General features: G+C 63.9%; 15 protein-coding genes. 7 read left to right on the forward strand and 8 right to left on the reverse strand.

The window, feature by feature from the left end:
• Positions 1 to 325 precede the first annotated feature (325 nt).
• Positions 326 to 1,309 (forward strand): AraC family transcriptional regulator, encoded by a 984-nt coding sequence (locus ACR9Y2_RS34185; RefSeq protein WP_435046394.1) that lies wholly within the window; start codon positions 326 to 328, stop codon positions 1,307 to 1,309.
• Positions 1,310 to 1,343: 34 nt separating this feature from the next.
• On the opposite strand, the gene ACR9Y2_RS34190 is transcribed toward ACR9Y2_RS34185, so the two are convergent.
• Positions 1,344 to 2,168 (reverse strand): isocitrate lyase/PEP mutase family protein, encoded by an 825-nt coding sequence (locus ACR9Y2_RS34190; protein WP_435046395.1) that lies wholly within the window; start codon positions 2,166 to 2,168, stop codon positions 1,344 to 1,346.
• Positions 2,169 to 2,244: 76 nt separating this feature from the next.
• Between ACR9Y2_RS34190 and ACR9Y2_RS34195 the strand changes: the two genes are divergently transcribed.
• The gene (locus ACR9Y2_RS34195; RefSeq protein ID WP_435046396.1) at positions 2,245 to 2,922 is read left to right on the forward strand and encodes a SanA/YdcF family protein; all 678 of its coding nucleotides are present in this window, start codon (positions 2,245 to 2,247) and stop codon (positions 2,920 to 2,922) included.
• A gap of 20 nt (positions 2,923 to 2,942) precedes the next feature.
• On the opposite strand, the gene ACR9Y2_RS34200 is transcribed toward ACR9Y2_RS34195, so the two are convergent.
• The 5 genes from ACR9Y2_RS34200 to ACR9Y2_RS34220 form a co-directional block, all read right to left on the reverse strand.
• Positions 2,943 to 3,962 (reverse strand): glycoside hydrolase family 43 protein, encoded by a 1,020-nt coding sequence (locus ACR9Y2_RS34200; protein ID WP_435046397.1) that lies wholly within the window; start codon positions 3,960 to 3,962, stop codon positions 2,943 to 2,945.
• Between the two features lie 274 nt (positions 3,963 to 4,236).
• Positions 4,237 to 5,685, reverse strand: a complete 1,449-nt coding sequence (locus tag ACR9Y2_RS34205; RefSeq protein ID WP_435046398.1) for an IS1182 family transposase — start codon at positions 5,683 to 5,685, stop codon at positions 4,237 to 4,239.
• A gap of 206 nt (positions 5,686 to 5,891) precedes the next feature.
• Complete coding sequence (locus ACR9Y2_RS34210) at positions 5,892 to 6,404, reverse strand: peroxiredoxin (RefSeq protein WP_435046399.1); 513 nt, start codon at positions 6,402 to 6,404, stop codon at positions 5,892 to 5,894.
• A 68-nt stretch (positions 6,405 to 6,472) separates the two neighbouring features.
• Complete coding sequence (locus ACR9Y2_RS34215; protein WP_435046400.1) at positions 6,473 to 9,187, reverse strand: ABC transporter permease; 2,715 nt, start codon at positions 9,185 to 9,187, stop codon at positions 6,473 to 6,475.
• Between the two features lie 16 nt (positions 9,188 to 9,203).
• Positions 9,204 to 9,539, reverse strand: coding sequence for a PadR family transcriptional regulator (locus ACR9Y2_RS34220; RefSeq protein WP_435046401.1), 336 nt, complete (start codon positions 9,537 to 9,539; stop codon positions 9,204 to 9,206).
• A gap of 460 nt (positions 9,540 to 9,999) precedes the next feature.
• On the opposite strand from ACR9Y2_RS34220, the gene ACR9Y2_RS34225 reads away from it, so the two are divergent.
• The 3 genes from ACR9Y2_RS34225 to ACR9Y2_RS34235 all read left to right on the forward strand — a co-directional run bounded on the left by ACR9Y2_RS34225 (position 10,000) and on the right by ACR9Y2_RS34235 (position 14,885).
• A complete protein-coding gene (locus ACR9Y2_RS34225) occupies positions 10,000 to 11,391 on the forward strand; it encodes a DUF3142 domain-containing protein (RefSeq protein ID WP_435046402.1) in 1,392 nt (463 codons plus the stop codon).
• Positions 11,388 to 13,232, forward strand: a complete 1,845-nt coding sequence (locus ACR9Y2_RS34230) for a hypothetical protein (RefSeq protein ID WP_435046403.1) — start codon at positions 11,388 to 11,390, stop codon at positions 13,230 to 13,232. The genes ACR9Y2_RS34225 and ACR9Y2_RS34230 overlap by 4 nt, the downstream gene beginning before the upstream one ends.
• A gap of 1,197 nt (positions 13,233 to 14,429) precedes the next feature.
• Positions 14,430 to 14,885, forward strand: coding sequence for a hypothetical protein (locus tag ACR9Y2_RS34235; RefSeq protein ID WP_435046404.1), 456 nt, complete (start codon positions 14,430 to 14,432; stop codon positions 14,883 to 14,885).
• A 444-nt stretch (positions 14,886 to 15,329) separates the two neighbouring features.
• On the opposite strand, the gene ACR9Y2_RS34240 is transcribed toward ACR9Y2_RS34235, so the two are convergent.
• The gene (locus ACR9Y2_RS34240) at positions 15,330 to 16,001 is read right to left on the reverse strand and encodes a hypothetical protein (RefSeq protein WP_435046405.1); all 672 of its coding nucleotides are present in this window, start codon (positions 15,999 to 16,001) and stop codon (positions 15,330 to 15,332) included.
• 259 nt (positions 16,002 to 16,260) lie between these two features.
• Between ACR9Y2_RS34240 and ACR9Y2_RS34245 the strand changes: the two genes are divergently transcribed.
• Positions 16,261 to 17,115: an HNH endonuclease gene (locus ACR9Y2_RS34245; RefSeq protein WP_435046406.1), complete on the forward strand. Its 855-nt coding sequence runs from the start codon at positions 16,261 to 16,263 to the stop codon at positions 17,113 to 17,115.
• 386 nt (positions 17,116 to 17,501) lie between these two features.
• On the opposite strand, the gene ACR9Y2_RS34250 is transcribed toward ACR9Y2_RS34245, so the two are convergent.
• The gene (locus ACR9Y2_RS34250) at positions 17,502 to 18,239 is read right to left on the reverse strand and encodes a hypothetical protein (protein WP_435046407.1); all 738 of its coding nucleotides are present in this window, start codon (positions 18,237 to 18,239) and stop codon (positions 17,502 to 17,504) included.
• 911 nt (positions 18,240 to 19,150) lie between these two features.
• Here ACR9Y2_RS34250 and ACR9Y2_RS34255 point away from each other — a divergent pair.
• Positions 19,151 to 20,482: an FAD-dependent monooxygenase gene (locus tag ACR9Y2_RS34255; protein ID WP_435046408.1), complete on the forward strand. Its 1,332-nt coding sequence runs from the start codon at positions 19,151 to 19,153 to the stop codon at positions 20,480 to 20,482.

Consider the following 20,482-nt stretch of genomic DNA (forward strand, 5'->3'; position numbering starts at 1 on the left):
GGGGCCTCAGAAGATCGCGATATTATTCCCGGGCGTCAGGCCGCCCTGAAGGACCTGAATTCGCCCCGTATCCACTCCTGGCACACTCGAAGGTCCAGGCCTCACCCGGCATGCCGGCTCCAGCCGGATGCCATGGCTTCCGGCAATGGATCATCGCCTCTGCCCAGGGGAAGTTGCCCGCTCTCGGTGCGCATGGATACAATTGTGCAGATTCGAACCGGATTCAACCATGCTCTGGCGTCGCCAGTTTTTGCTCGGGAATCCGAAGCCGGCGATTTGATTTGCCGATCATCCGCGCAATTTTGCAGAGAGTCCAGAGGGGATCATGGACGCTTTCTCGGATATCCTGAGCGGGGTCAAACTGAACGGCGCATTGTATTTCAATGCCGAGTTCTCTGCCCCTTGGGGCGTCGACACGCCGGCCTCCCAGAACCTCTCCGCTATCCTCGCGCCCGGCACGCCCCATCTGGTCATCTATCACCTGGTGATCGAAGGCGAGGCGTTCGCCCATCTCGGTGGCTCCGCTCTCCCCCTGGTCGCTGGAGACGTCGTCGTCTTCCCCCACGGCCACCCGCACATCCTCAGCAGTGAGCCGGAGTCCGGTGAAACCCGCGAAACCCCGGAAGTGCGACGCAAAGTGCTCTCCCGCGACCTCACCCGCCTGCAGGCCGGCGGTGGCGGCTCGCGTACCCGCCTCGTCTGCGGTTTCATGGGCTGCGACCCGCAACTCAGCCGGCCCATCCTCAGCGGCCTGCCGCCCATTCTGAAAGTCAACGTCCGCACCGGCTCCTCCGGCCGATGGCTGGAAAACTCCATCCTGCAACTCGTGGAGGAGGCCTCCTCCTCCAGGGTCGGCAGCGAGGCGATGCTCTCCAAACTCTCAGAGGCCCTCTTCGTCGACATCCTGCGCCGCTACATTGCGAGCCTGCCCGAGGAGCAGACCGGCTGGCTCTCCGGAGCGCGCGACCCCGTCGTCGGCCGCAGCCTCGGCCTCATGCACCGCCAGGCCCATCATCCCTGGACCATCGCCGATCTCGCCCGCGAAGTCGGCGTCTCCCGCTCCGCGCTCGTCGAGCGCTTCACCCGCTACCTCTCGGAACCGCCCATGACCTATCTCACCCGCTGGCGCCTGCAACTGGCCGCCCGCTCCCTCGTGCGCACCCCGAAAGGCGTAGCCGAAATCGCCGCCGAAGTCGGCTACGAATCAGAGGCCGCCTTCAATCGCGCCTTCAAACGCGAGTTCGGCCTGCCCCCGGCCCGCTACCGCCGGGAACGCCGCGTCGCCCTCGCTGACCAGCCCGCCGTCTGAGGCCCGGCCAACAGGCCAGGTTCGCCCCAAGCCCTCAGATCCCCATAATCCGGCAGATCTCGCCCGTGCTCGCCACCTCGTCGACAAACCCGAACTGGCCTGTGGCCCGCACCGCGCTGGCCGTCTCGATCAGCGCCGTCATCGCCGCCCGCCACAGCGAAGTCGCCAGGCTGATCCGCTTCACGCCCGCCGCCGCCAGCTCTTCCACCGAAAACGACTGGCCCGGAATCCCCACCATGAAGTTGAATGGCTTCGATAGCGCCGAGCACACCGTCCGCACCGCCGCCAGGTCCGGCAACCCCGGAGCAAACAGCACATCCGCCCCAGCCGCTTCAAACGCCTGCAGCCGCCGCAGTGTCTCCTCCAGCTTCGGCTCCGCGAACAGCAGGTTGTGCGTGCGCGTCGTCAACACAAACGGGAAATCCAGCCCGCGAGCCGCTTCCACCGCCGCCGCCACGCGCTCCACCGCCAGCGAAAACTCATACAGCGGAGCCCCGGCCCGCCCTGTCGTGTCCTCAATCGTGCAACCGGCGACACCCGCCTCCGCAGCCCGCCGGATCGTCTCCGCCACCACCTCCGGCGCGTCTCCGAACCCGTTTTCCAGGTCCGCCGAAACCGGCAGGTCCGTCGCCGCCGCAATCAGAGCCGCATGTGCCAGCGCTTCGTCCCGCGTGATGCCGCCATCCCGCCGGCCCAGCCCCACGGCGCACGCCGCGCTGGACGTCGCCAGGGCCGGAAAACCCAACCCAGCCAGCAGCCGCGCTGACCCGGCATCCCACGGATTCGGAATCACAAACGCCCCCGGCCCTTCGTGCAACGCCCGGAACTGGATCGCTTTTTCCCTCAGTGCCTCGCTCATGGATCGCCCTCTGAGGTCAACGTAACATTCCGCCCCCACCCGCTGCCCGACCCGCTCCGTTTCGTAAACTATTCACATGCTCCGCCCACTCCGGGCCCTCTCTGGGATCCTCGGGAAACGCCGCTTCGCCCGGCCCGCCCTCACCCTCGCGGCCATCGCCCTCATCTGGGCCATCTCCGCCTGGTGGATGGTGAACCGCAACGCCGCCGGCCGCACCTACACCGCCGCCGAAGCCATCCCGCCGCGCAGTGTCGCCCTCGTCCTGGGCTGCTCCCGGCAACTCCCCGACGGCCGCGCCAATGCCTTCTTCGCCCACCGCATCCAGGCCGCCGCCCAGCTCTACCACGCGGGCAAGGTCTCTTATTTCCTGGTCAGCGGCGACAAACACGGAGCCGTCTACGACGAACCCGCTGACATGCGCGACAGCCTCATCCGCGCCGGAGTCCCGGCCGATCGCATCTACCGCGACGACGCCGGCTTCTCCACCCGCGAATCCATCCTCCGGGCCCGTTGGATCTTCGGCCAGACCCGGCTCATCATCGTCTCCCAGGAGTTCCACAACCAGCGCGCCATCTGGCTCGCCCAGCGTCAGGGCATCGACGCCATCGGCTTCAACGCCGCCGAGGTCACCGTCTTCGGCAGCCTCCGCACCCGCTGGCGCGAAGTCCTCGCCCGCTCCGACCTCATGCTCGATCTCGCCGGAATCCGCACCCCGGCCCGGCCGCCGGGCGCGCCGCAGACGATCCCCATTTAGCCCGGCGCGTGCCTCCGCCTCTACTGCACAATCTGCTTGACGACCCGCACCGACTCGCCGGTGTCCTCCATCTCGAACAGCTTCCCCCGAGCCTGCCGGAACGGCTGGTGCAGCACCATCATCAGCTTGCCCTCAAACGACTCGAACAGCATCCCGTGGCCGCTGTCATTGCCCACCAGCACCTCGCCCTGCTTCCACGGTCCGCGCAGTTTGCCGCTGGTCGAGTACGCCAGCGTCTCCACATACAGCCCGTCCCGGTAGCTCGACCACAGCATCACCAACTTGCCCTTCTTCGTCTTATACAGGCACGGACCGTCGGTGACAAAGTTCTGCGGCTTCTCCGCCTTCTTCGCCTGCTCACTCACCCACGGAGCCTCCGACGCCTTGAACAACAGGAACGGAGCCCCCGCCTGCGCCGTCAGGTCTTTCTTCAGCGGCACCGCTTCCATCGTCCCGTCCAGCACCTGGATCCACTCGTGTGCATAGACCATATACGGCACGCCGCCCTCGACATACAGCGTGCCATCCAGCGTCATCAGCTCCGCCGGAGGAGCCGGGCTGTTGCCCAGAGGTGCGAACGGACCTTCCGGCGAGTCCGCCACAAAGATCTGCGTCCCCCGCAGGTGCGGCTTGGCCTTCTTGCCGTTATAGATGGGCAGCTTCTCTTCATCGGCATACGGCAGCAGCTTGTTGCTGTTGTGCAGCGTAGCCATCAGGTAATACTTGCCCCGGTAGAAATGCACCTCCGGAGCCCACACCCCTTGCGCCGGATCGGCCCACAGCCCGTCAGGCACTTCAAACACCTTGTAGGGACCGTCCCAATGCAGCATGTCCTTGCTCTTATAGGTGACGACGCCCGACCGCTGCCCGCCCAACTGCCGCGCACCGGCGCCGCAATACAGGTAATAGGTCTGTGTCGCCTTGTGGGCAAGAATGAACGGGTCGTGCAGATAAAAGTCGCTAAACGGCATCCCGGTCTTCACGGGAGTCTGGGCCAGCAGCGGAGCGGCCAGCAGAAGCGCCCACCATCCATTTGGCATGCGAATATCCTCTGCCAACTAAGATATCCCAGCTCACAACCGGAGCCGTAACAACAAACGACGCCGCGACCAGCGCATTGAGCCGCGAGCGTGAGGGTCTGTGAAACAATCGAATTTTGATTCCCGCGGCCTGGTTGGCCCGGTTTTCGGCGATCGGCTTGATTTCGCAGGCTGCAGTTGATGGAGGTGCCCGCCCTGGCTGGCCGGCCCGGTTATACCCGTCGCAGGCGCCTGAATCGGCCACTTTCGCCGGTTATTCGTCCAGTGACTGGCGCTACGCGGCTTCTGCCTGGGGCTTCACCCGCATCCACTGCGTCACGTTGTACGCCAGGGCCACCCAGAGCGCTTCCATCCCCGCTTTCACCACGCCTCGCACCGAGAATCGCCGCCAGCCCTTCACCGCTTTGGCCCACATATGCGGAAACTCCGCTATCTCGCTCCGCTTTTTGTAAAGCTTCTTGATCTCGGGCCGCTTCATCCTCGACAGGTATCGCTTCATCGCCGGGCTTTCCACCACACGCTCCACTTGTCGCGCCCCTCCGCCCGGACAGCATTGCTTCTGGAACTGGCACTGCCCACAGTCGCTTGCCTGTGCCGCAAACTTCTCGCGCAGCACTCCGTGATGCACCCGCTCCTGAATCACCACCAGTTGCTTGCCGGCCGGACAGATCAAGTGCTTGCCTCCTCTTCGGCCCCGAAACGCCGACGGCGCAAACTCTTTGGCGATCCTGTTACGCGCACACGCCCCAGCTTCCCTCGATCGATCTTCTTTCCATGGCGCGATCAACTCGATCTCCCGCGCGCTGCTCATCTCCACATTGCCCCGCGTCGCATACCCGTTGTCACAGATCACCTGCGTGGGCTGCTGGCCGGTATTGTCTTTGACCTTCTCCACCGCCGGTAGCAACGCCTGTGTGTCGTTGGCTTCCGTGCTCACCCCGATCCCTATAATCATCCGCGACTTCGGTTCCGTGCTCACTTGCACGTTGTAGCTCGGCGCCCAACTCCCATCGGCATGTTTCATCTTGCGGGCATCCGGTTCGCTGTCGCTGACCCGGATTTCCTTCCGGTTTCGCGGAGTCTCATCCGCCTCCAACTTCTTCAGTTTCTCCAGCGCCGCCTCCCGCCTCCGATCCGCCCCTTCTCCCTCTTCGCTCGCCCGGCGGTCCAGCTCCCGCATCACTTTCCGTGCCTGTTTCAGCCGCTGTTGCAGCGTCTTGCGCCGATGCAGCGACGACCGCCCGGCCACTGCCTTCACCTTGGTCCCGTCGTGCAGCATGGTCTGGAAGTCCACCACCCCAGCCGTTTCCAGCATCGCCAGAAACTGAGCAAAGAGCCCTTCCACTCCCTCTCCGTTCCCAACCCGGAAATCCGACAAGGTGTGGTGATTGATGACCTGGGTGCCCGCCAGCCACCGCATTCCTGGCTCGTGCGCCATCATCCGCTCAATGGCCCGCGCCGAGGCGACACCCAGGCTGTAGCTGTAGATCCACAGGCTGGCCAGCAAACGTGGCGGCCAACACGCGCGTCCCGCAGTTTGTTCGCGCGATTTGAGGTTCGTCTCAAACGCACTGAAATCGAACCGTCCGCTCACCGCCCAAATCACCCGCGCCGCGTGGTTCTGGGGGATGAGCCCTTCGATGTCCAGTGGTTCCAACCGCATCTGCGCCCGGTCGATGGGGAGGTACTTGATCTTGCCAAGCAGTTCAGTCGCCTGTTCCACGAATCCAGAGTAAAACCAGTCCCAAACATTTGTGCATAGAAATGTTTGGGGAGGCTTGGATTTTTTCACAGACCCGTGAGCGAGCGGGCAACCCCCCGAAAGCCCGCACCAACAAGCAACCGAGCCCCATAAACCCCACCCCAAAAACCAAAGCGGCCGGGAACCTTCTCCCCCCGGCCGCCAACGAATCCCAAAAACAGCCGCGTCTACTTCACTTCCGCCAAAGCCGCCAAAACCTCTTCGCTATGCTTAGCCGGGCTCACACCCGTCCAAACCTTCGCGATCTTCCCCTTCGGATCAATCAGAAACGTATTCCGCGACGCCATCCCGCGCTGGTTCAACGAACCGTACTCCTCCACCACCTTCTTATCCGCATCCGCCAGCAGCTTAAACGTCAGGCTCTCCTTGGTGCAGAACTCCTTGTGGCTATCCACCGAATCGACACTAACCCCCAAAATCGCGGCATTCTTAGCCTCATACTTGGCCAGATCCCGCTGGAAGTTATGCGCCTCGATGGTGCATCCCTGTGTCATGTCTTTCGGGTAGAAATACAGCACCACCCACTTCCCGCGCAGCGCCTTCAAGGCCACATTCGTGCCCTCCTGGGAAGGCAGCGAAAACTCCGGAGCCTGCTGGCCCGTCTGCGGCATTTCCGCGCAATAAGCGGCAGCGCCCATAATCACGGCCGCAAAAGTAGCAATTAACCAGTTATGTTTCATGCGTCCAGGTCCCTCTAGTCCTGACCACAGGATATCGCGCCAAAACCTGCTCCGCGTCCGCCCGCCCCTCACTCTCCGCGCAGCGTACTCGCCGGATCCAGCGCCGCCGCCCGCCTGGCCGGTACATAGCTCGCCACAAATGCAATCAGCCCCAGCAGCAGGCTCGCCCCGGCCAGCGAAACCAGGTCCTGCGCCGGCAGCCCGTACAGCATCGACGCCGCGGCCTGCCCGGCCCACACCGAAAGCAGCAGGCCCACCGGCAGCCCGATCGCCAGCATCAGCAAAGCCTCCCGCAGCACCAACCGGATCACCTGGACCCGGTTCGCGCCCAGCGCAATCCGCACCCCAATTTCGCTCCGCCGCCGCGCCACCATATACGCGATCACGCCATACAGGCCCAGTGTCGCCAGCAATGCCGCCAGGAACCCGAACGCGCCGGACAACAACGCCAGCAGCTTCTCGCGCAGCAGCGACTCCTCCAACTGCCTCGACAGCGGCCGGCATTCGACCCCCATCGCCGCATTCATCGAGACCACCGCCGCCTGCGCCGCGCCCATCACGCGCCCCACCGGCCCCGTCACCCGCAACAGGAACGTGGCGTTGCCGCCGGGCCGCGCATTCTGCGCGATCGGAAAGTACGCAATCGGCCGGAACTCCTCTTTCAACGACTCGTACTTGGTGTTCGCCGCGAGCCCCACGATCTCGAACACCGGTTCCGCCTGACCCGCACCCGCGGCCATGTGGAAGGTCCGCCCCACCGGATTCGCGCCGCCAAACAGCCGCTTCGCGAAGACCTCGTTCACAATCGCCACCTTCGGCGCCGTCAGCGTGTCTTGCTCGTTGAAATCCCGGCCCGCCGCCAGCCGCGTGCCCAACGTTCGGAAATACCCGGGACTCACCCGGTTGAAAAAGGCCGTGCGCCCGCCTCCCGCCACCGCCGCATTCTGGACACCCACCAGGTTGTCCCAGGTGCCGCCGCCCAGCGGAATCATGTCCACATGCGCCGCCGACAACACGCCCGGCACGCCCGCCAGCCGGTTCGACAACTCCTTCGCAATCGACGCCCGCCGCTCCAGCGGATAGTGCGCCCGGCTGTAATCCACGAAGACAGCCAGGATCCCCTGCGACTGGAAGCCCGTATCGACCGTCATCAGATTGTGCAGGCTTCGCACAAACAGCAGCGCCCCCACCAGCAGCACCAGCGACAACGCCACCTGGGCCGCCAGCAGTGCCCGGCGCAGCGCGAACTGCTCCCGGCCCGCCGTCGCCCCCCGAGCCCCTCCGCCGCGCATCGCCGACGCCGGAGCCAGGCGCGTCCCCCGCCACGCCGGCAGCAATCCGAACAACACACACGTGATCAGCGACAGCATCGCCGCAAACGACAGCACCTGCCAGTCCAGCGCCACATCCACAAACACCGGATTGCCCGCTGTGCTCAGGAAACTAATCAGCCCGCGGCTCAGCCCCAGCGCCAGCCCGGCGCCCAGCATGGCACCTGACATGGCCAGCAGCAGGCTCTCCGCCAGCAGTTGCCGGATCAGCCTCCACCGCGAAGCCCCAATCGCCAGCCGCACAGCGATCTCCTGCGCCCGCACCGTCGCCCGCGCCAGCAGCAGGTTCGCCAGGTTCGCGCAGGCAATCAACAACACCAGCCCCGTGGCCGCCATCAGCAGCCACAACGGGCGTTCATACTCGGCGCGCAGTCCCGACGTGCCCTTCTCCGCCGCCACCGCCGTCAGTCGATTCGCCAGGAAGCGCTTCGCCAGTTCAGTCTGGTAGCCCGTCGGCAGCGACGCCCGCATCACCTCCGCAGAGAGCGCGCGCAGGTGCGCATCGGCCTTCTGCACTGTCCAGCCCGGCTTCAACCGGCCCATCGCCGACATCCACCAGGCGGCCAAATCCGGAGCGCGCCCCCGTCCATCCTCCGACATCACCTGGTCCTCACACAGCGGCACGGCCACGTCATACCGCCGGCCCACCTCCACGCCGAAGAACGCGGGCGGCGTCACGCCAATCACCGGCACCGCATGTCCGTCCAGCCGTACACTCCGGCCCAGCACCCCCGCGTCGCCGCCCAACTCCCGCTGCCAGAATGCATAGCTCACCACCGCCCCCGCCGGGCAGGCCGCGCTGTCGTCCTCCGCCGTGAACGTACGCCCCAGCATCGCGTCCACGCCCAACAGCCGGAAGAAGTTGCCGCTCACAAAGAGCCCTTCCGCCATGCGCGGCTCCCCGCCGTCGGCCAGGTTAAACCGGGCCGCGCTCCACCCCAGCATTTCGGAAAACGCCTGTTGCCGGCCTCGGATCTCTGACCACACCGTATGGGTCATCACCGCGTCGCGAGTCGGCCACCACCCCGCGCGCGTCGCCCCCTCCTGGAATCCAATCGTCACCAGTTGCTCCGGCTGCTGCACCGGCAGCGTCTTTAACCGGATCGCATTCACCAGTTGGAAAATCGCCGTATTCGCGCCGATCCCCAGCGCCAGCGAGAGAATCGCCACCGCCGCAAATCCGGGATTCCGCCTCAACTGCCGCAAGCCGAACACCACATCGGCGCGCGTTTCATCCAGCCATCCGGCCACATTCATAGCCCGGGTCCTCTCCTTCTGCAGGGTGTAATTGCCCAGCCGCCGCCGCGCTTCGCGCATCGCCTCGCGCTCGGGCCAACCAGCCTCTGTCAGCCGGTCCACCGTCTCGGCCAGGTGATACTGCAGCTCTCGTTCCAACTCGTCATCGAGCCGTTCCGGTCGAAACACATTGCGCCAACGCCGGTACCAGGACATCTCCGGGCCTCCAGATTCACGAGTACCGCAGCACGCGAGTGACGCCCCGCGTCAAGCGATCCCAGGTGGCCTCTTCATCGGCCAGTTGTTGCTGCCCGCGAGCGGTAATCGAGTAGAACTTGGCGCTCCGGCCCTTGTTGGTCACCAGCCACTCCGCCGTGATCCAACCGTCCTGCTCCATGCGATGCAGCGCGGGGTAGAGCGAACCCTCCTCCACCTGCAGCAGCTCATCCGAGACCGTGTGGATGTGCTCGCACAAACCATATCCATGCAGCGCCCCGCGCGATGCGAGCGTGCGCAGCACCAGCAGCGTCAGGGTGCCCTGCAGTTTATCGTTCCGGCTCTTTGGCATAACTAGCTAGGTATAATTTAGAGGCTGGAAGGCAGCCTGTCAATTGAGAACTGGCGTCCGCCGCACTGTTTACAGAACGCACCCGCCCCCTCCGTCGAACCGGCCGAAACGCCCCGCGAGCGGAACACCGGTCCCACACAGTCCCCAACCCATCCAATCCGCCTCCCCCACCATTACCCCCGGCGGAGCCATCGGCGAAGCCGGGGGCCCGCCGCAACCCAGCAGCATCCCGACAAACTCAAATACCGTCGCAATCGAACGAACGAGCCCCGACCGAGCCAAGCCCCCCGATCAACCCGAGCCGCCTCCCCCAGCATTACCCCCGGCGAAGCCGGGGGCCCGCCGCAACCCGCCACGCTCTCCCTCAACTCCTATTACCTCGCATTTCTGCAAAAATCGAGCAGCCGACCGTCAAACTCCGAACGTATTTGCTACGCTGATCATCGGAGTCATTCCGTTCGTGCGCTCAGCCGTCTTGGTTCTTCTATTCCTGGCGTCATTCCCTCAATCCGCCTGCCGTTCTGTCCACCAGCCCCCACCCACCACTTGGACCACCGGTTTCTGGTTCTGGGGAGGCAGCGACCTCGATCCCACCTACTCCGGCAAATCGCTGGACGTCCTCTTCGTCCAGGTGGGCAGCATCACCTCCGACGATTACCCCCGCCCCGGAGCCGCGCGAGCAGTGCGCTGGTACACCTACGGCGATCTGCCCGAGGAACTCCCGCAGGCCCGCGACTATTGGTTGGTCTACCGCTATGAAAAGCCAGGCGTGCCTGGCCTGCCTGCCGCCGCCCAACTCGTCGAAGCTCTGGCCAGCCTTCAGGCGGAAGCACGCCGGCGGAACCTGCACGTCGTAGGCGTCCAACTGGACATCGACAGCCCCACCTCCGCCCTGCCCCAATACGCCAATTTCCTGGCCGAGGTCCGCAAAGGACTGCCGCCCGGCTTCGAAATCTCCATCACCGCCCTGCTCGACTGGTTCCGCTCCGGCACTGCCATCGCAGGTGTCATCGAACAGGTGGACGAATTCGTCCCTCAGTTCTACGACCTCGGCGAACTCGGCTACCGGAACAGGCAGGCTGCCATCGCCGCCCGCATCGACCCCCAGCGGTGGGACCCCGTCTTCAACCGCTTCCATAAACGCTTCCGCATCGGCATCTCGACCTTCGGCCGGACGCGCCTCCTCCACAACCCTGTCCCCGAGCAAACCGGTAATTACCGCGTCGAGTTCTATGGCGACCTCCAGCCCCTCGACCTCGCCACCAATCCCGCCTTCGAACTCCACGCCGAACGCAACCAGGCGGACGAGACTATCCTCAACTATCGGGCCACCCGGAAGCTCCGCCTCGGCCACAACGACCTCGAGCCCGGCGAGACCTTTCAGTTCATCCTCTGCACGCCCGATGCCCTCCGCGCCGCCCTCCGCGGAGCACACCAGATCAAGGGCTACAACGCCGGAGTCGTTTTCTTCCGCTGGCCCTCGGAAGACGAAACCTGGGCCCTGCAGCCCGACGAAGTCCTGGACACGGTGAACGAACTGGGCGCCGCCGGCAAAACACACGCCGCCCGCCCGCCCCGCGTCCATGTCGTTCCTGGAGGCTGCGCCGTCGTCAAGTGCGTGGATCTCTACCTCGAAAGTCCAGGCCCGCTTGCCCCACGCGAGGTGCGCTACCGCATCCACGCCTCCACCCCGCTGGATTACTTTCTACCCCAGCCGAACATACCTGCCCGCCTCGCCGGATCCTCCGACGTCGCGGTCGCACTCCCGCCCTACTGCGGGCGTGGGCGCCTGTACCTCGGCCGCGCCGTCAGCTCGCAACAGGCCGAATACTCCGTGGAGGTGGAACCGTGAAGGCCCGCCGCTGGATCCTGCTCCTGTTGGCCCTGGTGACCGCTGGCGCCTGCCCTTGGAGTAACGAGTTGCGGGAATACCTCAGCGCTCACTTCTGGCTGCCATTCGCCAAACACTCCGCCAGCTTCGAACACCCGAATGTCGAGCGCATGGACGAGCCCTATGCCGGCATGACCGCGGCCCAGGGCGGCAGCCCGCTCGCTCGCCTGCGCGCCGCCTACCAGCAGTTGCAGCCAGCCGAGCTCTACATGCGGCCGCCCCGCCCACTGGTGAATGTGGAACCGCTCCGCCAGGCCGTCGCCGCGGCCCGCGCGGATCGTACGCTCTCCCCCCGCGACAAAGAGGAAGTGGATCTCATCGAAGCGAAAATCGAAATGCGCGGCGGCGAAACCGGACAGCCTGCCCTGCTTCAGGGCGCCAAGCAGAAACTCCAGGCCTTCCTTCGCACGGCCCGCACGCCGGAGTTTGCCAGCGAAGCGCGCGGCTGGCTCGCCCACATCCATTACCTGCTGGGCGACCAGACGGCCGCCGGCAAGATCTACCTGGACGAGTTGAACCGCCCCGGCTCGAACCTGAGCCGCGAAACCCTGCTCAACTCGCTCCAGATGAACTACGGGTACAACGGCGGCTCGGACCTCATCGCCCACCTGGACGAATACTTCGACACTCCAGAGCATGCCGCCTTCGCCATCCAACTCGTCACCAACCCGCGGCGCTCCCGGGAACTCCTCTCGGGCCGCTTCGCCCTTCCGCATGACAACTCGGAGACCTATCGGCGCATCCAGGCGCTGCTCGCCAGCCACAAAGGACTCCTGCAATCGGACAAGGGAGCCAACACGCTGGCCCTGCTCAGCGTGCGCACGGCGCTCCGCATGGGCGACCCGGCCGCCGCCCGCGCCATCGCTCAGTCCATCCCCGCGGCGGCAGCCATCCGCACGGCGCCCGACTACCTATGGATGTCGGCCTCCGCGCACTTCCTGTCCCGCGAGTATGCCGCGTCGGAGCAGCCCCTGTTGGCCCTCTTTCGCTCCTCGCGCGCCAGCGACGATCAAAGGGCAGCGGCCGCCTATGCCCTGTGCGGTGTCTACGAAAAGACCCTCAATGTGGCCGGGCAACTTCGCTTCGCACTCTGGCTTCGCGCGGCGGGCCGCAGCCGCGAATTCTACATGGTGCCCAGCAGTCTCGCCGACCTCTCCATCTACTGGGCGTCGTCCGGCTGGGATCTGGGCCTGATCCTGGAAAGCAGCGCGCCCACCGCTGCGCTCGAATCCTTTGTCGCTGCGAACCCCAACCTGGCCGATATCCGCCTGGTTCGCTATGCGCTGGCGGTGCGCCTGGCGCGGGAAGACCGCTACCGCGAGTCAGCGGAGATCTACGAATCGATCCAAGCCAACCGCCGGGCGCAGCGCATGCGCAAGCTGGCAAGCCTCCAGCATGCGATGGAGGCCCCCGGCCTCAGGCCGGAAGCGCTGCTGGAGGCCCTCTACGAGTTCGCCGCGTATCTGGCGGCCAACCCTGAGAGACTCTACTTCAACGACACGCTCTGGAGCCATATGCAGCGCTATGCGCTCCACGCAGCGCAAGAAAGCCGCCTGACTGGAGTCGAGCGGGGGGCGTTGGTGGAAGGCGAAAGAAAACTCCGCGACAGCCAGGAAGAGGGCTGGCGCGCCTACCTGATCCTGGAGGAAGTAGCCCGCGACGCCGGCCCCGGCCCCCTGCGCACCAAAGCGGCCAGACTAGCCCTGCGCTGCCTGCAAGGCATCAACACCGAGCGCTTCGGCCGCGAGGCCGACATCGCCAGCGCCAACAAGGAACTGCTGGGCTGGCTGAGCCACCGATAGTAGGTCGGACCCCTGGTCAGCAGCCGACGCCCTCGTCGGTTCCACTCCGCCGGCTTCCATTTACGAAGTGCGCGTCGGCGCAGCCCGGAGGGCCGCCGTAAGCCCAAGCGGAACACGCGTTCGGCCAGGCCCCAACGAAACCAAGCCGCCTCCCCCAGCATTACCCCCGGCGAAGCCGGGGGCCCGCCGCAACCCAGTAGCCTCCCGATCCATCCGAATCCCTCCGCAATCCAACGAACGAGCCCCCCAGCGAGCCAAGCCCCCAATCGACCCAAGCCGCCTCCCCCCAGCATTCCCCCCCGGCGAAGCCTTCGGCGAAGCCGGGGGCCCGCCGCAACTCAGTATCCTCTCGCCCCATCCGAATACCATCGCAATCGAACGAACGAGCCCCGACCGAGCCAAGCCCCCCAATCAACCCGAGCCGCCTCCCCCAGCATTACCCCCGGCGAAGCCCGGGGGCCCGCCGCAACTCAGTATCCTCTCGCCCCATCCGAATACCATCGCAATCGAACGAACGAGCCCCGACCGAGCCAAGCCCTCCAATCCACCCGAGCCGCCTCCCCCAGCATTACCCCCGGCGAAGCCGGGGGCCCGCCGCAACCCGGTAGCCTCTCGCCCCATCCGAATACCATCGCAATCGAACGAACGAGCCCCGACCGAGCCAAGCCCCCCGATCAACCCGAGCCGCCTCCCCCAGCATTACCCCCGGCGAAGCCGGGGGCCCGCCGCAACCCGGTAGCCTCCCGACCCTTCCGAATACCTCCGCAATCGAACGAACGAGCCCCCCAGCGTGCCAAGCCCCCGATCAACCCGAGCCGCCTCCCCCAGCATTACCCCCGGCGAAGCCGGGGGCCCGCCGCAACCCGGTAGCCTCCCGACCCATCCGAATACCTCCGCAATGCAGCCAGTCCCGTCCCCAGCGTGCCAAGCCCCCCGATCAACCCGAGCCGCCTCCCCCAGCATTACCCCCGGCGAAGCCGGGGGCCCGCCGCAACCCAGTATCCTCTCGACCCATCTGAATACCTCCGCAATGCAGCCAGTCCCGTCCCCAGCGTGCCGAGCCCCGCACTCCACGCCGGCCAGCAGAAACCAACACAGCCGCCCCGGTGTCAATTTCAGCGTGCGGCGAGCCATCTCCAGCGGAACCATAGAAGCCCGTATCAAAGTCCCGCCTAGCCCGCCCGAAAGGTCACCCCGATGACGCACCCGGCCCGTCTGCTCCTCCTCTGCGCGCAGTCACTCCTGCTGGCCATGCCAGCGAGCGCCTGCATGTGCTCCTGCGACAACCGTTCCGTGGAAGAAACCTACCGCCGGTCCAGCCGTGTCTTCCTGGGCGTCGTGGAGCGTAGTTGGACGGACGACATCGCCGTCTTCATCGCGCGCTTCCGGCCGGCGCAACGCTTCCTCGGCGACCGCCATGTGAATTTCCGCATCCAGGAGTCCTTTCGAGGTCCACACCAGGAACGCCTCACCGTAGCAGCCACGTACGCCGGCTGCACTTTCTCATTCCTGCCCGGAGAACTCTACCTGGTCTACGCACAAACCGACCCCGAATCGGGAGAATTGTACACAAGTGCCTGCACGGGAACCCTCGACGCACCACGGCTGGAGGAACACCTCCCGGCCCTGCGCGCGCTGAAGCGATCGAGATAGTCGTAGAACTTCAATCAAGTCGCGCCCGGCCCGCCAAAGCGCAGCAAGCCGCGATCAGAGCCGCGACTAAAAGGAGCGGGGGAGCAACTGATAGCCTCCAACCAACGAGCGAACCAGGCACTGCCACAATCCGCGCGTCTTCACCCACGCACCCCGATACCGCCAAAGCGGAGCAAGCCGCTACGAACCACGACCGTGAGGGAGTGGTCCCCGCCGCGCTGCGAACCACGACTGGCAAGGAGTGGGCCTCGGCGGCGGAAGCGTAGCCAAGGGAGTCAATCATGGTCCTCGCGGCTGCGAAAGAAGAGGGAACCCGTCTTTTCCGCAGTCCCGGAACGCCAGTGACGGGCTACCAGCGCGCCTTCAACGGAGTGGCAACATTCGAACACCCGTAACCTCGATGACACGAGTTGCTAGGCGAAGCCTTTCAGCACTGTCGCAGCACTAACCTGCCCCAAGTCTCCATTCCCTGGCGAAACCCTTCTCCCCCACCACTTCCCGGACCAGCGCATCGAACCGGTCGCGCCCATACAGCGCCAACAGGCTCTCGAACTCCACAACCCGCGCGAATTGGGGCGACACGGGAACGTCCTGTCGCTTCATCCACTGCGCCAGAACGGAACGGCGCACAACGAGCCACCACCCCAGACCGAGGGTGACGGTTCTGTCCCCGACGCGACAGACAATCTTTGAGCACTTCGGAACATCGTCATGAAAGGAGCGTTCCAGCACAGCGATCATGCTGCCGCGTAGGCGTCGATTCGGGTGGAGAGAGGCTTCGCAAGGTGCGCAGAACCTCTTCCGGAACTGATCGCCCAGCATCAGACTCTCACCCAACTTCGCCTCGATGGCAATTCCATGCTCGCCGCCCACGCACAATACATCGATTCTTTGCGCTCCGTCGCAGGCATAGTCGCCTAGATCCGTTTGGACGCAAACTGAGGCCTTGTTTGCCGAGAACTTCTGAGGCTCAATCAGCCCACCGGCGCAGACGTCATCGGCAAATGTCCGGCCCGATACGGCGCAGGCGACCTCCGCGAGCCGCCTCTGCCGCGAAATCTCGCAAAGCATTTTCTCGATAAGGTCTTCACCGATGTGCACAAGTTCGAGCGGCATGCTCATCCAGCCTACCTAACCCTCACCTGGCCCGCTAGATACCCAGCCTCGGTGAGAAGCCTAATAAGACGTCCGTTCATGCTGGATGGCAGCATGCCACTGTTCGGAGATGCCCTAAGGAAGGTTATGGGGGCAGTGCAGGGCGCAGAAGCAGCACCCGCTGCAATCATCGTGCGATCGTAGCATGCGCCCAGGTGGGCGCCGCCTGACTCGTGGGCGTGGTTCGTTTGAGTATTATTGGAAGCACGGAGGCAGCAAAATGGCCAGCATTCAGCATCAGGATGCACGGAGATTGCTTGACATTATTCAGTCAACTGCGAAGAACAGCAAACTACTCACATATGGAGAGGCAGCGAGGCTGATGGGACGTCCAGAACACCATTCGCGTGCGATCGCACAGATGTGTGACCTGCTTGACGCCGCGGCGTGCCTCGCCGGCGTTCCCCTCCTCGCCCTTGTAGCAGTGCGGTCTAAGTCTGGTGAGATCAATCCGAAGGCATGGGAGAAGGAATATGGCCCAATGCGTGATGCAATCATCAAGCGGTCACAAGATCATCAGTTCATACCCGAGGATTTTACAGCGATTGCCGAAGCTCTCTTGGAGCTTGAAGGAGGCGGAAACAGGAAGGCGTGGAAATATGTCAAGGGTCTGTATTCTGAGGATGAGTTATATCAAAGACTTACCAAAGGCAATGTAGACGTTAATGCAAATGCCGTCGAAGACCTTGGTGTAGATATGCCAAATCATACAAGATTAGAGACATGGACGTATGCACGCGATCCAAGAGTGCGCGCAGCCGTACTGCGTCGGGCCGGTGGCAAGTGCGAATTTTGCGGCAAGCTCGGATTCATGAAGGCCGACGGTTCTCAGTATTTGGAAACTCACCATATAATCGCACTAGCCAAGGACGGTGCTGATAGGACAACGAATGTTATTGCTCTCTGTGCAGACGACCATCGTGAAGCGCATTTTGGTGCAAGATCGGAGGAGATCGAACGGCAAATGATGGGTTTGCTGGGAGCTTCAGATCGCCGGTTTGCCCATTGTGGCCGGATGGCGAGAGACTACGAGGCTTCGACTGCTCGTACGGATGGCGTTCATAGGCCGACCTGACAAATGCAGTCCCGCCCGCAGGTTCCACTATCCGCCGTGATCAGGGCCTCCTCGACCGAAGCGTGACAAGGGTCACCTTTGTTCAAAACAAGCTGAAAGTCCGTGCCCTGGACGCGGTAAGTCTCTTGCCTGAAGCACGGAATCCGTTTCGGACGAGGTTCCCGCCCGACCCAAAATCCAGTCCAAAACAACGGACTGCGGCCTAGCGCCCTACGTAGGCGTTCCAATAGGTCCTGAGGCGCGATTTGTTCCTCTTCTCGATTTACTAGCGATCAGCTCACGGCGTTGAGCGCATGTTCCGCATTGTTCGATTTGCTCCCGAGAATATCATCTTGGACAGCCGTCAATCCACGAACTATTCCAAGCTGGAAGGTCTGGAGCCTCCACTATCGCGAGCCAACTTCGCCCTTTCGCAAGTTCTCGATGTCCATTCGGCCTTCAAAGGCGAAGTTGTTCAGGCCATTAAGGATGGACGCCACTTTTGGTCCTTCGAGTTCGCCATCTCCGCAGTGCCGAGGCTCCGTCGCGATCGTAAGCAGCGCCGCCCGATCTAGCAAGCCATCCATAAAATCTCTAGCTGTCAAGCCTTGTGTCGTGTGCTGCCGCGACGGAGTCAGGAATTCGTGACGGAATATTTCCTCTGTCCAGGGGAGGATATATTGTTCCCACGGGATCGCAAAATAATCCAGATCGATGTCGAAAAGGAACGGAGGGTTTGAATGCCCAAAGCAACGCAGCTTTCGATCCTCTTCCCATCCGAGGATCTCGCAAGCCCTGCGATTCACTCGTATCGAATCACCCAATGCGCCTTGATAGCCCATTGACGTATTGGGGCGGGGAAGCAAGTCTACGGTATGTACCTCATCCAGCGCATCTATAACCTTCAACTGGTGGTGGAAGCTTGGCCGATGGACTCCGAATACTACGGCGCTTCCAATCAGGCCCAATAGCATTCCAGCCTGGATCCAATCATCATCAAGTTCACTTAGCCGATCGGCGTCATCGGAATTCTGACGACCCCGGCAGATGTCGAAGAGTTCATCAGCTGTCAGCCCGCTCTTGCGAACACGATCTAAGCGAGGCTTGCATCTTGGTTCGCAAGCGTCATCATGAGCGTCAAACATCACAAGATTACAGGGAGTCGGCGCTAGCCCTATTTGTTGAGCCCAGTGCAGAATGAATAAAGTCCACCGGTGGTCTCGATGAACCATGCATTGCGGACCTCGGAACGGAACCTCGAATAGGTTGTCAATTGACCTCAGAGCGATCATCTGCTCGTTGAACATACTGGCTCCATGTTACGCCGGCGTCGTCTGCTACTGACAATCCGATGAGAAATTCGGTCTTCAGTCCCGCGACCTTGGCAACTGGACTTCCGTGCCCTTGTCTATTCCGGGTTGCGCTATCTCCAGAAACGAGGCCTTGCGTCGGACGCCGCACCCACCAATACCCAACTCCAATCCGAGGTGATGAATACAATAGCAAGGCACTGAGATTCGGGGCGACCGCAAGCTCGGGTCGAGATCTCACAGCGCATCCGTGCAGTAGTCCGAGGATGGTGCTTCGGGTTGGAGAGCGTCCAACGCCAGTTCCAGTGCCCCCAGTGCTCCTGCCTCACGTGGCAACCACTGTCGACGCGGCGACGCAAGGATTATGACTTCCCCAATTTGTAAACCAAAGGTTGACCATCGCCCCAATCTGCAAACCAGAAGATGCCAAAGCTAGCCGCGATGAGCACGCAGCCCGTCCAATCAGCCCACTTACCCCCGCCCGCCCCCCGATCGGCCAGTCACCGGCTGGCCAATTCGATCCTGATCCTCCAGCCAAAACCGCCCCCTCGACTTCACACCTCACAGCACCCCCAACCCCAACCCAGCCGCCACCCCCCAACCCCATCCAGATCACCTCCTAGATCAGTCGGGAATCCCGGCCGCCGCCCGCCGCCGCCTCTACCCCTCTCACCAACGTCTCGAACGGTAAGCTACTCCCCCTCCACCCCCCATCCACCGCATCCTAACCAAGGAGACCCCAAACCATGCTGCATCCATCGTCGACCCCATCCACTCCTCCGCCGATCGCAGGAGAACACCCTCAGCTCCATCAGCCGGAATGCCTCCCGGCCGCCACCGAAGTCCTCATCGTCGGCGCCGGCCCAACCGGCATGGCCCTCGCCATTGCCCTGCAACAGGCCGGAGTGAAGCACGTCATCATCGACAAATTACAGCAGGGCCTCAACACCTCCCGCGCTGGCGTTATCCATGCCCATACCCTGGAAATGCTGGAATCCCTCGGAGTTTCGCGGCAATTGGTGCAACTCGGCATACCGCTCAGCAACTTCTGCATCCGCAATCGCCAGGGAGTCCTCCTGAAACTCCAGTTCAATCCGCTCCCCACCCCTTACCACTACCTGCTCATGCTCCCCCAGGACCTCACCGAAAAGGTGCTCAGCGACCGCCTCACCGCCCTGGGCGGACACATCTTCCGCGGAGTCACCGCCACCGCCGTCACCCAGGATCCCGCCGGTGTCTCGGTCACCCTGGCCACCCCCTCCGGACCCGCCTCCCTTCGTGCCCAATATGTGGTCGGAGCCGATGGCATGCACAGCATCGTGCGCGCCGCCGCCGGCATCGGCTTCGAAGGCGGGACCTACGAGGAGTCCTTCGTCCTCGCCGACGTACGCATGGATTGGGCGCTCGCTAACGAAGTCTCCCTCTTCTTCTCCCCCTTGGGCCTCGTCGTCGTGGCGCCGCTGCCCAATGGCATCTTCCGCGTAGTGGCCACCGTCCACCAGGCGCCGGAGCAGCCCGGAGTCGACGACATCCAGGCTCTGCTCGACTCACGCGGACCCGCGGCCGGCACAGACAAGGTGAAAGAAGTCCTCTGGAGCTCGCGCTTCCGCCTGCACCACCGCGTGGCCAACGACTACCGGAACGGCCGCCTGCTCGTCATGGGTGATGCCGCCCATGTCCACAGCCCCGCGGGCGGCCAGGGCATGAACACCGGTCTGGTGGATGCCGTCGTTCTCGGCCAACTGCTCGCCAGGGCCGTCCGCTCGGCGGATGGCGCCGCGATCCTCGACACTTACCGGAAAATGCGCCGCCCGGCGGCAAGCCGCGTCCTGGCTCTGGCCGGCCGTCTCACCACGCTCGCCACCTTGCGCGGCGCGGCGAAACTCGCCCTGCGCAATGGCCTTCTGTCCCTCATCAACAGGCTGCCCCCTGTGCGCCGCCGTATCGCCATGGAGCTTTCCGGCCTCAGCCGCAGGTCCTTTGCCCAGCTCCCGGCCGCCATCGCGCAATCACCTGCCGCGGTCGCCCCGGTTCCAAATCACACCGTGGCCGCCCGTCTCCCTGACTGTCCGTCATGA

The organism is Paludibaculum fermentans (assembly GCF_051172195.1).
Classification (GTDB): Bacteria; Acidobacteriota; Terriglobia; order Bryobacterales; family Bryobacteraceae; genus Paludibaculum; species Paludibaculum fermentans_A.